The organism is Testudinibacter sp. P80/BLE/0925 (assembly GCF_053570785.1).
In genome coordinates this window covers 1,012,832-1,026,610 of sequence record NZ_CM131636.1, presented here as the reverse complement: position 1 = coordinate 1,026,610, position 13,779 = coordinate 1,012,832, and the positions used below count along the sequence as shown (strand labels likewise).

Annotated in this window: 11 protein-coding genes and 1 tRNA gene; 3 read left to right on the top strand and 9 right to left on the bottom strand. The window is 48.6% G+C overall.

Features of this window, described 5'->3' with window-relative positions:
- Nucleotides 1-114: 114 nt before the first annotated feature.
- The 5 genes from galU to uspA form a co-directional block, all read right to left on the bottom strand.
- Complete coding sequence (gene galU, locus ACWA5Z_RS04890) at nt 115-1,002, bottom strand: UTP--glucose-1-phosphate uridylyltransferase GalU (RefSeq protein WP_431054181.1); 888 nt, start codon at nt 1,000-1,002, stop codon at nt 115-117.
- A gap of 82 nt (nt 1,003-1,084) precedes the next feature.
- On the bottom strand, nt 1,085-2,452 hold the full coding sequence (locus ACWA5Z_RS04885) for a phosphomannomutase CpsG (protein ID WP_431054180.1): 1,368 nt from the start codon (nt 2,450-2,452) through the stop codon (nt 1,085-1,087).
- 18 nt (nt 2,453-2,470) lie between these two features.
- Nucleotides 2,471-2,656 (bottom strand): carbon storage regulator CsrA, encoded by a 186-nt coding sequence (gene csrA, locus ACWA5Z_RS04880; RefSeq protein WP_431054179.1) that lies wholly within the window; start codon nt 2,654-2,656, stop codon nt 2,471-2,473.
- A gap of 402 nt (nt 2,657-3,058) precedes the next feature.
- On the bottom strand, nt 3,059-5,683 hold the full coding sequence (gene alaS / locus ACWA5Z_RS04875) for an alanine--tRNA ligase (RefSeq protein ID WP_431054178.1): 2,625 nt from the start codon (nt 5,681-5,683) through the stop codon (nt 3,059-3,061).
- 186 nt (nt 5,684-5,869) lie between these two features.
- A complete protein-coding gene (uspA, locus tag ACWA5Z_RS04870) occupies nt 5,870-6,298 on the bottom strand; it encodes a universal stress protein UspA (RefSeq protein WP_431054177.1) in 429 nt (142 codons plus the stop codon).
- Between the two features lie 425 nt (nt 6,299-6,723).
- On the opposite strand from uspA, the gene corA reads away from it, so the two are divergent.
- The gene (corA, locus tag ACWA5Z_RS04865) at nt 6,724-7,671 is read left to right on the top strand and encodes a magnesium/cobalt transporter CorA (protein WP_431054176.1); all 948 of its coding nucleotides are present in this window, start codon (nt 6,724-6,726) and stop codon (nt 7,669-7,671) included.
- 131 nt (nt 7,672-7,802) lie between these two features.
- Here the strand turns inward: corA and ACWA5Z_RS04860 are convergent.
- Both ACWA5Z_RS04860 and ACWA5Z_RS04855 read right to left on the bottom strand, forming a co-directional pair.
- A tRNA-Ser gene (locus ACWA5Z_RS04860) sits at nt 7,803-7,892 on the bottom strand.
- A 167-nt stretch (nt 7,893-8,059) separates the two neighbouring features.
- Nucleotides 8,060-8,485: a hypothetical protein gene (locus tag ACWA5Z_RS04855; RefSeq protein WP_431054175.1), complete on the bottom strand. Its 426-nt coding sequence runs from the start codon at nt 8,483-8,485 to the stop codon at nt 8,060-8,062.
- 87 nt (nt 8,486-8,572) lie between these two features.
- Between ACWA5Z_RS04855 and ACWA5Z_RS04850 the strand changes: the two genes are divergently transcribed.
- Nucleotides 8,573-9,418, top strand: coding sequence for a LysR family transcriptional regulator (locus ACWA5Z_RS04850; RefSeq protein ID WP_431054174.1), 846 nt, complete (start codon nt 8,573-8,575; stop codon nt 9,416-9,418).
- Nucleotides 9,419-9,428: 10 nt separating this feature from the next.
- Here ACWA5Z_RS04850 and ACWA5Z_RS04845 read toward each other — a convergent pair whose 3' ends face one another.
- Nucleotides 9,429-10,331, bottom strand: coding sequence for a LysR family transcriptional regulator (locus ACWA5Z_RS04845; protein ID WP_431054173.1), 903 nt, complete (start codon nt 10,329-10,331; stop codon nt 9,429-9,431).
- Nucleotides 10,332-10,446: 115 nt separating this feature from the next.
- Here ACWA5Z_RS04845 and ACWA5Z_RS04840 point away from each other — a divergent pair, with 115 nt between their 5' ends.
- Entirely contained in the window at nt 10,447-11,151 is a 705-nt protein-coding gene (locus ACWA5Z_RS04840) for a pirin family protein (RefSeq protein ID WP_431054172.1), read from the top strand.
- Between the two features lie 86 nt (nt 11,152-11,237).
- Here ACWA5Z_RS04840 and plsB read toward each other — a convergent pair whose 3' ends face one another.
- Nucleotides 11,238-13,667: a glycerol-3-phosphate 1-O-acyltransferase PlsB gene (gene plsB, locus ACWA5Z_RS04835; protein WP_431054171.1), complete on the bottom strand. Its 2,430-nt coding sequence runs from the start codon at nt 13,665-13,667 to the stop codon at nt 11,238-11,240.
- Between the last annotated feature and the right edge of the window lie 112 nt (nt 13,668-13,779).

The window sequence follows — 13,779 nt, the reverse complement described above, 5'->3', positions numbered from 1 at the left end:
CATACGCTATAAACAAAACGCCCTCAATTGATCTGCACCCCAAAAGTTGGACTCCAAAACCAACTGACTAAGGTGCAGATTTTTATGACTAAATATACCCAAGCGTTTTAGTAATTACAACGTATCGGCAAACTGTTTTAAATACCGTTTAAATTCGTTTGCCAATTTCGGATGTTGCGTGCCGTATTCCACAATCGCTTGCAGATAGCCCAGTTTATCGCCGCAGTCGAAACTTTTACCGCTCATATGGAAGGCTTCTACCGTTTCTTGTGCGATTAACATATCAATCGCATCGGTCAGTTGAATTTCATCACCGACGCCGACCGGGGTTTTTGCCAATAAACTCCAAATAGAAGCAGAAAAAACATAGCGTCCGACCACCGATAAATTTGATGGCGCCTCTGTAATGCTCGGTTTCTCCACGATATTGTTGATGACCGCACTTGCGCCGCCACTCAGTTCAACGCCATTACAATCGACAATGCCGTAGTTACTCACCTCTTGCGGCGCAACCGGTGCGACCATAATTTGGCTGGTTTGGGTTTCAGCAAAGCGTTTCAGCATTGCCGCCAAGTTTTCGGTTTTTTGATCGGCACTGAATTCCGCCAGAATCACATCCGGCAGCACCACTACAAATGGCTCATCGCCAACCAAAGGCTTAGCACACAATACTGCGTGTCCTAAACCCTTTGCGTGCCCCTGACGCACGTGCATAATCGTCACACCGGGCGGAATAATCGAACGCACTTCTTCCAGCAACTGACGCTTCACCCGTTTTTCCAACATCGACTCCAGTTCATAAGAAGTATCAAAATGGTTTTCGATCGAGTTTTTCGACGAATGGGTCACTAGCACGATCTCTTTAATCCCGGCATGAACACATTCGCTGACCACATATTGAATCAACGGTTTATCAACGATGGTCAACATCTCTTTCGGAATGGCCTTGGTGGCAGGCAGCATACGCGTGCCTAATCCGGCTACGGGGATAATCGCTTTCATGGAAAGTCCTTTCATTTATTATTTGCAGATAGAAAAACACCGTTTTGGTATTCTTCAAAACGGTGTTTATTGTAGCGGAAAACTAGGCGCGAAGTAAGGCTAAGATCTCGGCGGTTTTCTCTTCCATTAACGCTTTATCGCCGCGGGTTTCCAGATTTAGCCGCACCACCGGTTCGGTATTCGAACTGCGCAGATTGAAACGCCAAGTTGGGTATTCAATGCTGATACCGTCCATTTCATCCACTGCAAGCGCGTCTTTCTCATAGAATGCGCGCACACGCGCAATTGCCGCCGGCGCATCCGTCAGTTTGCTGTTGATTTCGCCCGGAGACGGATAGGCATTCAGACGGTCGCCGACCAGCTGTCCTAAGCTCTTGCCGGTGGTACAGAGTAATTCTGCCGCCAACAACCACGGAATCATACCGCTGTCACAGTAGAAGAAATCACGGAAATAGTGGTGTGCACTCATTTCGCCGCCATAGATCGCGTCCACCGCACGCATTTTTTCTTTGATAAACGAGTGTCCGGACTTGGATACGACCGCTTCGCCGCCCATGTCTTCGACTAATTCAACCGTATTCCACATTAAACGCGGATCCAGAATAATTTTCGCCCCCGGATTTTTGGCTAAGAACGCTTGTCCCAACAAACCGACGATATAGTAACCTTCGATAAAGGTGGCGTTTTCATCAAACAGGAAGCAGCGGTCGAAGTCGCCGTCAAAGGCAATCCCCATATCCGCTTTGTTCGCCAACACCGCATCAATGGTATCTTGGCGGTTTTCATGCAAAATCGGGTTAGGGATACCGTGCGGGAAGCTGCCGTCCGGCTCGTTATGCACTTTGATAAAGCTGACTAGCGGCGCTTTCTCTTTAAAGCGCGCTTCCAATTCGTCAATCACATGCCCTGCTGCGCCGTTACCGGAATTGATGACCAATTTTAACGGTTTGTTGAAGTTGTCCAGATTCACGTAGGTTAATAAGTGATCGACATACTCTTTCAACACCGAAAGCTGTTTATACTCGCCGCGTTGAGCCACTTCCGGGAAATTGTTTTCTTCTGCCAAGCGTTGGATGTCACCTAAACCGCTGTCAGAACTAATCGGACGCGAACCGGCTTTCACAAATTTCAAACCGTTATAATCCATCGGATTATGGCTGGCGGTGACTTCGATTCCGCCATCGGTGTTCAAGTATGAGGTCGCGAAATAGACTTCTTCGGTTCCGGTCAAGCCCAAATCGATCACATCAACGCCGGAATCTAACAAACCGTTAGTCAGCGCGCTTTTCAGTTCTTTGCTGCTTAAACGCACATCACCACCGACCACGACGCGCTTCGGTTGCAGAAATTGCCCAAATGCACGTCCGATACGATAAGCGATATCGGCATTTAATTCGTCACCCAAACGACCACGCACATCATAAGCTTTAAAACAGGTTAATTTTGCCATTGATATAACTCCCTATTATTAATCAACTTTTTCTTCTACAACATCTTCTTTTAGACGCTGATAGATCTCTTCCCGATGTACTGAGACATCTTTTGGAGCGTCAACTCCAATTTTGACCTGATTACCACGAACACTGAGAACAGAGATCGAGATGTCTTCCCCGATTAACAGACTTTCACCGATTTTCCTTGTCAGAATCAGCATGTCCCACCTCCTACAGAATAGCTTGGCTCAGTCACTATAAAATATTTATTTTTGAAAAATAACATATATTGATAATACTTTATTTTATTAAAAAAAGTGACTGGAAAAACCGGAAAATGTGCGGTAGCACACAAAATAAAACAGGGCAAGCGCCCCGCTTCAGATTGCTGACAAACTTACTTCTCTCCCTCCGCGTGCGGAGGGAGTACCATTTTTCGTAAGAAAAATGGGGAGGGAGGGGTAATATGAAAATGCAACATATTCATTTTTAAAATGATTTATGCCTCCCTCCGTCCTTCGGACACCTCCCTCCGCATACGGAGGGAGGGAAATGATTAGAGAAAGAGACTTTGTCATCCGCTTGAAACAGAGCAAGTGCTCCGTTTTTAAGATTATTGGAAATTATAACTGATTTTCTAAGCTGGTTTTTGCCGCGGCCAACGCAATTGCCACATTCTCAACTTGGGAACCGCCGGCCATTGCCAAATCAGGGCGACCACCGCCTTTGCCGCCGACTTGCTGCGCCATGAGATTGACCAGTTCGCCGGCCTTAACTTTGGCGGTTAAATCCGCGGTTACGCCGACAATCAGATTGACTTTGCCGTCCGCTACCGAAGCAAAAGCAATAACGGCCGAACCCAGTTGGTTTTTCAGGTCATCGACCATGACGCGTAACGATTTTGCTTCTACGCCGTCCAACCGTTGTAATAACACGTGCACACCGTTGATGGTTTCAACCTGTTTCGCCAAATCACTCCCCGCTTGTTGCGCCGCTTTTTCTTTGAGCAGTTGCAGCTCTTTTTCCGCCAGTTTATTGCGTGCTTGCAGTTGTTGGATTTTTTCCACCAAGCTACTGCCATCGGTTTTCAACAGCTCTGCACTTTGTTGCAACACCGCTTGCTGCTGGTGCAGCCAGTTAATCGCATTCGCGCCGGTGAGCGCTTCAATCCGACGAATCCCTGCCGCAATCGCGCCTTCGGACACGATTTTAAACAAACCGATGTCGCCGGTGCGTTTAGCGTGGATCCCGCCGCACAGTTCGGTGGAGAACTCGCCCATCGACAACACCCGCACTTGTTCGCTGTATTTTTCACCGAACAACGCCATCGCCCCTTTGGCTTTCGCCGCCTCTAAATCCATAATTTCGGTGATGACCGGATAGTTGGCGCGGATATGCTGATTGACCACATCTTCAATTTGATTGAGCTGTGCTTTGCTGATCGCTTCCGACTGTGCGAAGTCGAAACGTAAAATGCTGTCGGATACCAACGAACCTTTTTGACTGACGTGCGTGCCTAAAATTTGGCGCAATGCCGCATGCAATAAATGTGTTGCCGAGTGGTTCAGTGCGGTTTTATCGCGACGCGCGCTATCAACCACCGCATTCAGGCTCTGTCCGACTTTCAACTCGCCCTGTTGTAATTCACCGATATGCCCGAACACTTTGCCGTATTTTTGCGTATCTTTAACTGTAAAAACCGCACTTTGGCTTTCTAAACGCCCGCTGTCGCCGATTTGTCCCCCCGATTCGCCGTAGAACGGGGTGTTTTCCAGTACCACCACCGCACTTTGCCCGGCTTGAATGGAATCCACCGCTTTGCCGTCACGGAAAAGTGCGGTCACTTTCGCCAAACTCTCGGCGGCAGTGTAGCCTTCAAAGGCGGTTTCTCCTTCAACGGTAATCACATTGCTATAATCGACGCCGAAATTGCTTGCCGCTTGCGCTTGCTGGCGTTGCGCTTCCATCGCACGATCAAAACCGGCTTGGTCAATGGCGATCCCTTTTTCGCGGCAAATGTCGGCGGTTAAATCGTACGGGAAGCCGTAAGTGTCGTACAGTTTGAATACCACTTCGCCCAATAACATATTGTTTTCTACTTTGCTTAAGGCTTCGTCTAATAAGATTAAACCGCGCTCAAGGGTGCGCGCAAACTGCTCTTCTTCTTGACGCAGCCATTTTTCAATTTGCGCTTGCCGGGCTTTTAATTCCGTACCCGCTTCCGCCATCACCTCAATCAAGGTCGGCACTAATTGATAGAAAAACGCGCCTTTTGCGCCCAATAAATGCCCGTGACGCACCGCGCGGCGGATAATGCGACGCAGCACATAACCGCGCCCTTCGTTGGACGGGATCACGCCGTCGGCGATCAAATAAGCGCAAGAGCGGATATGATCGGCAATCACATTCAGCGATTTGCTTTTCAAATCGACCGCGCCGATAATTTCCGCCGCTTTGCTGACTAAACGGCGGAAAATATCAATCTCGTAGTTGGAATTGACATGTTGCAACACCGCACTGATCCGTTCCAAGCCCATGCCGGTATCGACCGACGGCTTCGGCAACGGCAACATTTCGCCGTTTGCTTGGCGGTTATATTGCATAAATACCACGTTCCAAATTTCGATGTAACGGTCGCCGTCTTCTTCCGCCGACCCCGGAGGCCCGCCCCAAATGTGATCGCCGTGATCATAGAAAATTTCGGTACAAGGGCCGCACGGGCCGGTGTCGCCCATTTGCCAGAAGTTATCCGAGGCATACGGCGCGCCTTTGTTGTCGCCGATACGCACGATCCGCTCCGCCGGCACACCGACAATTTGGTTCCAAATATCGTAGGCTTCTTGATCGCTTTCATACACCGTGACCCACAATTTTTCTTTCGGCAGGTTCAACCATTGTGCCGAGGTCAAAAATTCCCATGCGAATTGGATTGCATCATGTTTGAAATAATCGCCGAAGCTGAAGTTGCCCAGCATTTCAAAGAAGGTGTGATGGCGTGCGGTGTAGCCGACGTTTTCCAAATCGTTGTGTTTCCCACCGGCACGCACACAGCGTTGGGAACTGGTGGCACGTTTATAGCTGCGTTGATCTTGTCCTAAAAAGACGTCTTTAAACTGGTTCATGCCTGCGTTGGTGAACAGCAGGGTCGGATCGTTTTCCGGCACCAGCGAACTGCTGGCGACGATTTGGTGTCCTTTGGTTTCAAAAAAACGCAAAAAATCGCGTCTGATGTCTGCGGTGGTTTTCATGCTTGTTTAATCCTATGCGATAACAACTTGTTATTGATAAAAGTGTTCTATTTTCGCATAAAAAATAGGCGTGGGGAATGGCTTTATGCGGGGGTCGGTGCGGTTGTCGGCAAATTATGCCGTTCATTAGGCAGACAAAACCGCACTTTGCCCGTTTTTTGACAAAGTGCGGTCAGCAATCAAATATTATTCTTCATCTTTCAGCGGCACAACCAACATATCAATGGTGATTGAATTCATTACTTGCCGTGTCGATGAAATCAGCTTACTCCAGAAATCCTGATGGTGCCCTGTCACCAACAGATCTGCCTTGTATTTGCTAATCGCTTCTTTCAGTACCTGCTCTAAATCGCCGGTACCGCTCAGTTTTTCCGAAATCGGATAATCTACGGAAGCAGCCAGTTTGTTTAAGGCTTCTTGAGTTTCCACCGAGATTCGATCCTGCATCGTTGCCATGTTGATATCAATCAGCCCGGTATAAAGATCGGAAAAATTAACATCGACATGGATCAGCGACAGTTTTGCCTGATGTCGCTTGGCAATATCCACCGCTTTATTCAACAGAACCGGGCTGTCTTCGGACAAATCTACGGCTACCAAAATGTGATTGTACATAATCGCCTCCTATATTACTTATCAGATAAGTAAATATTTCATATCAACAATACACCTAACGCTGACTGAATAATAGCACTATGCAATACAAAAGAGCTTGTGCCAGATCACAAATTATTATTTTGCTTATTAAAAAATTTAGCAGATAAACAATCCGGGCCGGCATTGCCGCGATATTATGACTTGACCTTTAAAAGCGTAGGGCGTAAGATTCGCACGATTTAATAATATGAGGACACACACTTTGGACAGTCATAGTCGATGCCGGCTTAATTCTTACGCTTGATACCTGCCCTCATTTTCTCAGACTTGCCGGTGCACGTATCGCGGACAAGTATGAAACTTTCTGCTTTTCCTATTGCGGTTAATTACCGGAATCTTAATTTGTTCATTGCGTGTTCATAAACCCATCGGGAGTATGAAATATGATTGGTGCTTTTGCATTGGACAACGCCCGTCTGGTTCGGATTGACGAAACCAGCCAAAATTTAGACTCTGCCATTTGGATCGATCTGATTGATCCCAGCAGCGAAGAACGCGACGTGTTGCAACAAGGGCTGGGACAAAGCCTTGCCAGTTATCTGGAATTAGAAGATTTGGAAGCGTCGGCGCGTTTCTTCGAAGACGAAGACGGGCTGCACTTACACTCTTTCTTCTATTGTGAAGACGAAGACGATTACGCCGCGATTTCGACCGTGGCGTTCACCCTGCGCGACGGCCGCTTGTTTACCTTGCGCGATCGCGAACTGCCGGCGTTTCGTTTATACCGCATGCGTTCGCGCATTCAGAAATTGGAAGCCTGTAATGCCTACGAATTGCTGCTGGATCTGTTCGAAACCAAAATCGAACAGCTCGCCGATGTCATCGAAACCATTTACGCCGATTTGGAACAGTTAAGCCGCGTGATTTTGGAAGGCAAACAGGGCGAAGCCTTTGACAAAGCCCTTTCCACCCTGACAGAGCAAGAAGATGCCAGCTCGAAAGTGCGGTTATGCTTAATGGATACCCAGCGTGCGTTAAGCTTTTTGGTGCGCAAAACCCGCTTGCCGGCAACCCAATTGGAGCAAGCGCGCGAAGTGCTGCGCGATATCGAATCCTTGCAACCGCACAACGAATCGTTGTTCCAAAAAGTCAACTTCTTAATGCAGGCGGCAATGGGTTTTATCAATATCGAGCAGAACCGGATTATCAAAATCTTCTCGGTGGTGTCGGTGATTTTCCTACCGCCGACGCTGGTCGCCTCCAACTACGGCATGAACTTTAAAGAGATGCCGGAACTGGGCTTCACTTTCGGCTATCCGATGGCGCTCGGCTTAATGCTGCTCGCCGCACTTGCGCCTTATTTCTATTTTAAACGCAAAGGCTGGTTGTAATTTCATCGGCAATTTAAACTAAACGGAAACCGTACTGCAAAGTGCGGTTTTTGCGTTTATTGCGCCACGAAATAGGCATGGTAGACAAACTTGTTGTTCTTGGGATTGAAATCAAGGAAATCGAAGACAGATGGCGGTGAGAGAGGGATTCGAACCCTCGATGCACTTTCGTGCATACACACTTTCCAGGCGTGCTCCTTCAGCCTCTCGGACATCTCACCGTGATGATATTTGCTGCTGATAGGGCGCAAACTATAGGGATTTATCAGCTTTTCGTCAAGTATTTTTTCGGAAAAGCCGCACCGTTCGCTGATTAATACCGCACTTTGCCCGATTTTTAGCGTCCGCCGGCAATCATCAGTATTTCATGGCGGCTTTCCGCCTATGCTCAACACGCCATCAGCTCATCTAATTGTTGTGCCGCCAAGGCGTCATTGTCGGTGTCGATCCAAGCAATCTGACGAAATCCTTGTGCCGCTAGCCGCTGCCCGAGAACATGCGTGTCCTCTGTTGAAAAACCGCTGATAAACAAGCTCAAGTGCGGTTTCTCTGCCTGCGCTGTTAACTGCTGTAAATAAATACGCCAGTGGCTGCCCGCTTGCAAATCGGGCGGACACAATCCCCATGCCAGATAATCCGCCATACGCGTTTGGATAATGCATTCCGCCATATTATGCTGTGTGAGCGTTTGTCGGATCAGCTCCGTATTTGCCCATTGCCGTCGCGTCCGCTGCCGAAAATGCCACAGGCAAGCGGTCAACGCGGGCTGCCGTGCGGCAGTTTGTGTGGTTATCATCAACAATCGACTCATCATTTTCCTTTACTTTGATTGAATATCCGCCTAAATCCCGATATTCTTGCCGTTAACTATTTTGTTTGTTTCTTCTCAGGAAATCAATTCATGGACACCTTAACCAGTATGAATGTTTTTCGCCAAGTGGTCGAACTGGGTAATTTCAGTAAAGCCGCCGATTATCTGAATATTTCGCCGGCAATGGCGAGCAAACACTTACGCCATCTGGAAAGTTGTCTGCAGGCCAAACTGCTCAACCGTTCCAGTCGGCATTTAAGTTTGACCGAAATCGGACAGAACTATTACCGCGAATGTTGCCATGCATTGGACATTCTGAATTCAGCCCGCCAAACCGCGCAGCAAGGGGTAGTGAATCCGCGCGGCACGCTGAAAATCACTTTGCCGATTTGGTTGGCAACCCCTTACTTTGCCGATTTGTTACAACAATATCGGCAACAATACCCTGAAGTCAAACTGTCGCTGTTTTTGGATAACCAACATAACGATTTGATTGCCCAAGGCTTTGATTTGGCGCTGCGGGTGGATCGCAGCCTTGATCCGAATATTATCGTCAAACCCCTGAGCGATATTCATTTTTACTGGGTTGCCGCACCGCACTTTATCCAACGTTATGCCGAAATCCGTTACGACAATTTACTCGACTATCCGGCGGTCACGCCCAATTACACCAGCTTCGAATATCCGGTCAACAGTATCGCCGACAGCAACAACACCTTAATGTTAAAAGAATTGGTTGTTGCCGGGCACGGTATCGGCAACCTGCCGGAGTGGGCGATACAGGCGGAATTGCAGGACGGGCGCTTGGTTCGGCTGTTTGATCGCGAACAGGTGAAAACCCTGAAACTGTACGCCGCTTATATGAACCGCGAACATTTAAGTGCTAAAATCCGTACGTTTATTGATTTTCTGGCGGAAAAATTAGCGGTTGAATAGTCGCCGCTTTTCAAGCGTGATCCGACAAACGCTCGCTCAGAAAATCCATCAGCAATTGCACCCGTTTCGGACGCAGCGGACTGGGGGGCGCAAGTAAATACAGCGAAAGCGGTTCGATTGTCCAGTCGTCTAATATCTGCTGCAATTGCCCTTGCCGTAACGCCGTACGCACCATAAACTCCGGCATAATCGCCACCCCTTGCCCCGCCAGCAATGCCGGCAAAAAGGCTTCGGCATTATTGGCTTGCAATGTCGGCTCAACCAGTTGGGTGAATTTGCCTTGCGTGGCATGATAAAAAGTCCAACTGCACACATTTTTCACATTGTTATAGACCAAAGTGCGGTGGGCCGGCAGATCCTTCGGATGGCGCAAGCTGCCATTGCGGGCAAAATATGCCGGGGCGCCGACCAACAAGCGCGCCACGCAACATAAACGCCGCGCACGATAGGACGAGTCATCCAGTTTGGCAATGCGTAGGGCAAAATCAAAGTGCGCTTCAATCAAATCTTGCTGTTCATCGGCAAAATGCAAATCCAGCTCAATTTCAGGATAACGCGCACTAAATTCCGCTAACAACGGCGCAACTTGCAATAAGCCAAACGACATCGGCAACGCAAACCGCACTTTGCCTTGTAATTGATTCACTTCCGCCCGTAACTGCGCTTCCAAGCCGATACCTTGCGCCAATAAGGCTTTCGCGTATTCCTGTACCGCCAAACCGCTTTCAGTCAAGGTCAGCTTACGTGAGGTCCGTTGCAATAGCGTGGTATTCATTCTGCTTTCCAAGCGTGAAATCGCTTTGGACACCGTGGCTTGCGAAAGCTGCAAGGCTTGCGCCGCAGCCGAAAACGAGCCGGTTTCGACTACCTTGGCAAAAATCGCCCACGCTTCAAAATCAGGTAATTGGTTCACATCCGCCTCTTAACACATAAAATATGGAATAAATGTTATTCGATCTATTCTATAGTATCGATAATATTTTTTCACTATACTGCGCCCGTCAACCGAAGATAAACAGGAGCGAATTATGATTGAACGCCGTCCGTATAACGCATTAGGTGCCGCCAACCACGGCTGGTTAGATGCCAAACACCATTTTTCCTTTGCCAATTATTATGACCGCAACCGAATGCACTGGGGCAATCTGCGGGTCTGGAATGATGACACCATCGCTGCACAAACCGGGTTTGATACCCATCCGCATAAAGAGATGGAGATCATTACTTATGTGCGCCAAGGGGCAATTTCGCACCGTGACAGTCTGGGCAATGACGGCAAAACGATTGCCGGGGATGTGCAAGTGATGTCTGCCGGCTCGGGGATTTATCATTCCGAATATAACCATGAAAATGAAGCTACTCAAATTTTCCAGATTTGGATTTTACCGACCATGGCAAGCGCAAAAGGCGCGCCGTCATGGGGCACGCGTCCGTTCCCGAAAACCGATCGTGCCGGTAAATTTGTGGTGCTTGCCAGCGGGATCGAGGGCGACGACGCCTTGCCGATTCGCACCAATGCGCGGGTGCTCGGTGCTACGATTAGCGCCGGCAACACGGTCGAATATCATTTCGCCGCTACACAACGTTACGGTTATCTGGTGCCGGCGCAAGGCACGGTGGAAATCAACGGCGTAAAAATTGAAAAAGGCGATGGTGCGGCGATTCATGGCGAAAGCGTGATTCGCGTAACCGCACTGACCAATGCGGAAGTGGTGTTGGTCGATACGCAGTAATCTCTTTCCTCCCTCCGCTGGCGGAGGGAGGAAAGAGAAGGTTGTCAAACGTCTAAAAAACCTCTCACGGTTTCAAGCCAAACGTATTAGTCCGCCTCTTTCTCAACCGCACTTTCCACCGAGCTGGAAATAGTCATCGACACTTCACTCGACAGCAACGCTTTCAGAATGGCGGCTAAGGCTTCGACTTTGCCGCTGTCGGCGTCGCCCTGCTCGCTAAAATACCCGTTTTCTTTCAAACTGGCGATAAAGGTGGAAAATACCGCTTTATCAAAAAATTCCGGCGCATTAATGCCATGCAGCACCGACAAGCGCTGCGCCACCGATTGGCTCTCTTTCTCCAAACTGCCGCGCGAAATCGTCGGATCCGCCTGTAGGAAATTCAGGGTGATATAATAACGCTGCACGATTTCACGAATACCGGAAGATAACAGCTGCAACGAACGGATATTGCGCTTATTGATTCCGACCATGTTATCGCGCAAATTGACTAATTCCTGACGTTGTAATTCCGTCAGAATCTGGCTCACCCACGGTTTAAGATCCTGCGGTTCAATATCCAAAAACAGTTCCGATTTCAGGAACGGATAAATTTTTTGTACGGCGTCCAACAACAGACTGTGTTGAATCGCCTCATGATGAATCACAATCGACGCCACCAGCGACGGCAGCACGAACAAATGCTGAATATTATTGCGATAGTAAGTCATCAACACTGCGGAAGAACGTTCCAAGCGGATGATTTCACCGAAACTGTCTTTTTCTTGAATAATCCCGACTTTATCCAAACTGAGCACATGCTCCAACATCGCTTCCGGCGACTCTTGCGGCACGATCACATCGCGGCTGTACACCACATTATTCAACAGTTGTTGATAAATCCCCAGTTGCGATAACAGCTGTTCGCGTGCCAGTGCCCGTTGGCGTGACGACAGCAACACCGTGCCGATCAGATTCATCGCATTAATCGCCGCCGCTTTATTGATGTTACGCATGACTTGCACCGCCAATTTATCCACTGCGCTGTTCAGCCACAGTTTGCTTTCCTCGCCCTCGGTATCTTTCCATTGCGGATAATGTTGGTTAAGGTAGGTATTCAGCGTGATCGGCTCACCGAAATTGACATAGCCCTTGCCCATATTGCGCAATTTTTTGATCACGCGCAGCACTAAGCCTGCGTTTTCTTTCTCTTTCGCCGCGCCGCGCAGCTCTTTGGCATAGGTATCGACTTCCAGCACGTGCTCATAGCCGATATATACCGGCACCAAACTAATCGGGCGGGTGTGCCCTTCTAACAACGCTTGCAGCGTCATCGACAACATCCCGGTTTTCGGTGCCAGCAAACGTCCGGTGCGCGAACGCCCGCCCTCGATAAAAAATTCTACCGCATAACCGCGGCGGAACAGTTCGGACAGATATTGACGGAACACGGTCGAATACAATCGATTACCGCTAAACGTGCGGCGGATAAAAAAAGCGCCCCAACGGCGGAACCAGCCGCCGACCGGCCAGAAATTCAGATTGATTCCGGCGGCAATATGCGGCGGCACCAATCCTTGATGATATAAAATATAGGAAAGCAGTAAGTAATCGATATGGCTGCGATGGCAAGGGATATAGACAATTTCATGCCCTTCAATCGCCAATTTACGCACCCGATCACCATTGCGCACATCAATCCCGCGATACAGTTTGTTCCATAACCAACGCAAAAAACGGTCTGCCAAGCGCAAACTTTCATGGTTCACATTGGCGGCAATTTCATTCAAAATCGCTTGCGCATTTTTAGTCGCTTTCGCCTGATCGATTTTTTTGCTTTTGGCTTCGTCGGCAATCGCTTCCTGTACCGCACTTGACTGCAAAATCTGGCGGAACATCGCTTGTCGGTTCGGCAAACGCGGACCGGTCGCCGAGGTGCGTTGTTTGGCAAAGTGAATCTTGCCCACGCGGGTTAATTTCAGCGCGATTTCATCATCGCTGCCTTTCAGGTTCGCCATATCGCGCAGCGACACCGCTTTGGAAAAACGCACGAAATTATCACGCCCGAACCACAACATCGCCCACAATTTTTGCAAGCGCCCTAAAAAGCGCAAGTGCGGTAATTTTTTTTCATGTCCCGGCGAGCGCCCCCACAACACCGACACCGGCACCAACTGCACATCCAATTCCGGATGGCTGCGATGTAGCTCAAAATATTTGGAAAACAGCGTGCGGGTGTTTTCGGTCAATTGGCGCGATTTAAAAAAGCGCCGTCCGCGATCCAAAAACACAAAACTCGGCAGGCTATCGCCGTTGATTTTATTTTCCAGCAACGGATCCGGCAGCCCCAATTGCAGACAGTGTTTACGCAGAATCAACAGATCCGTTTGCGAGGTATACGGCAATAAATATAAAAAACATTGCTGCTTATCCAAGCCCAACTCCCCAATCGGATCGTTCGGAATCGGATTGCTTTTCACGGAAAGCGACAGCATAAAATTCAACACCTTACGGTAAGCATTTAACAAAATTGACATTTTTATTCTTAATCCAAATTCAACAGCGGTTGTGTTCAGTTATTGTCATCCTAGTTTAGCAGATCAAAAATTTTAGCATAATTTCCGATAATCGCCTATTTCCGTGGGCAAT

What these genes read in the sequence shown, in the direction of transcription:
- csrA (WP_431054179.1), bottom strand. Translation starts at nt 2,656, where the DNA reads ATGCTGATTCTGACAAGGAAAATCGGTGAAAGTCTGTTAATCGGGGAA.
- galU (WP_431054181.1), bottom strand. Translation starts at nt 1,002, where the DNA reads ATGAAAGCGATTATCCCCGTAGCCGGATTAGGCACGCGTATGCTGCCT.
- ACWA5Z_RS04885 (WP_431054180.1), bottom strand. Translation starts at nt 2,452, where the DNA reads ATGGCAAAATTAACCTGTTTTAAAGCTTATGATGTGCGTGGTCGTTTG.
- ACWA5Z_RS04850 (WP_431054174.1), top strand. Translation starts at nt 8,573, where the DNA reads ATGGACACCTTAACCAGTATGAATGTTTTTCGCCAAGTGGTCGAACTG.
- plsB (WP_431054171.1), bottom strand. Translation starts at nt 13,667, where the DNA reads ATGTCAATTTTGTTAAATGCTTACCGTAAGGTGTTGAATTTTATGCTG.
- alaS (WP_431054178.1), bottom strand. Translation starts at nt 5,683, where the DNA reads ATGAAAACCACCGCAGACATCAGACGCGATTTTTTGCGTTTTTTTGAA.
- corA (WP_431054176.1), top strand. Translation starts at nt 6,724, where the DNA reads ATGATTGGTGCTTTTGCATTGGACAACGCCCGTCTGGTTCGGATTGAC.
- ACWA5Z_RS04840 (WP_431054172.1), top strand. Translation starts at nt 10,447, where the DNA reads ATGATTGAACGCCGTCCGTATAACGCATTAGGTGCCGCCAACCACGGC.
- ACWA5Z_RS04855 (WP_431054175.1), bottom strand. Translation starts at nt 8,485, where the DNA reads ATGATGAGTCGATTGTTGATGATAACCACACAAACTGCCGCACGGCAG.
- uspA (WP_431054177.1), bottom strand. Translation starts at nt 6,298, where the DNA reads ATGTACAATCACATTTTGGTAGCCGTAGATTTGTCCGAAGACAGCCCG.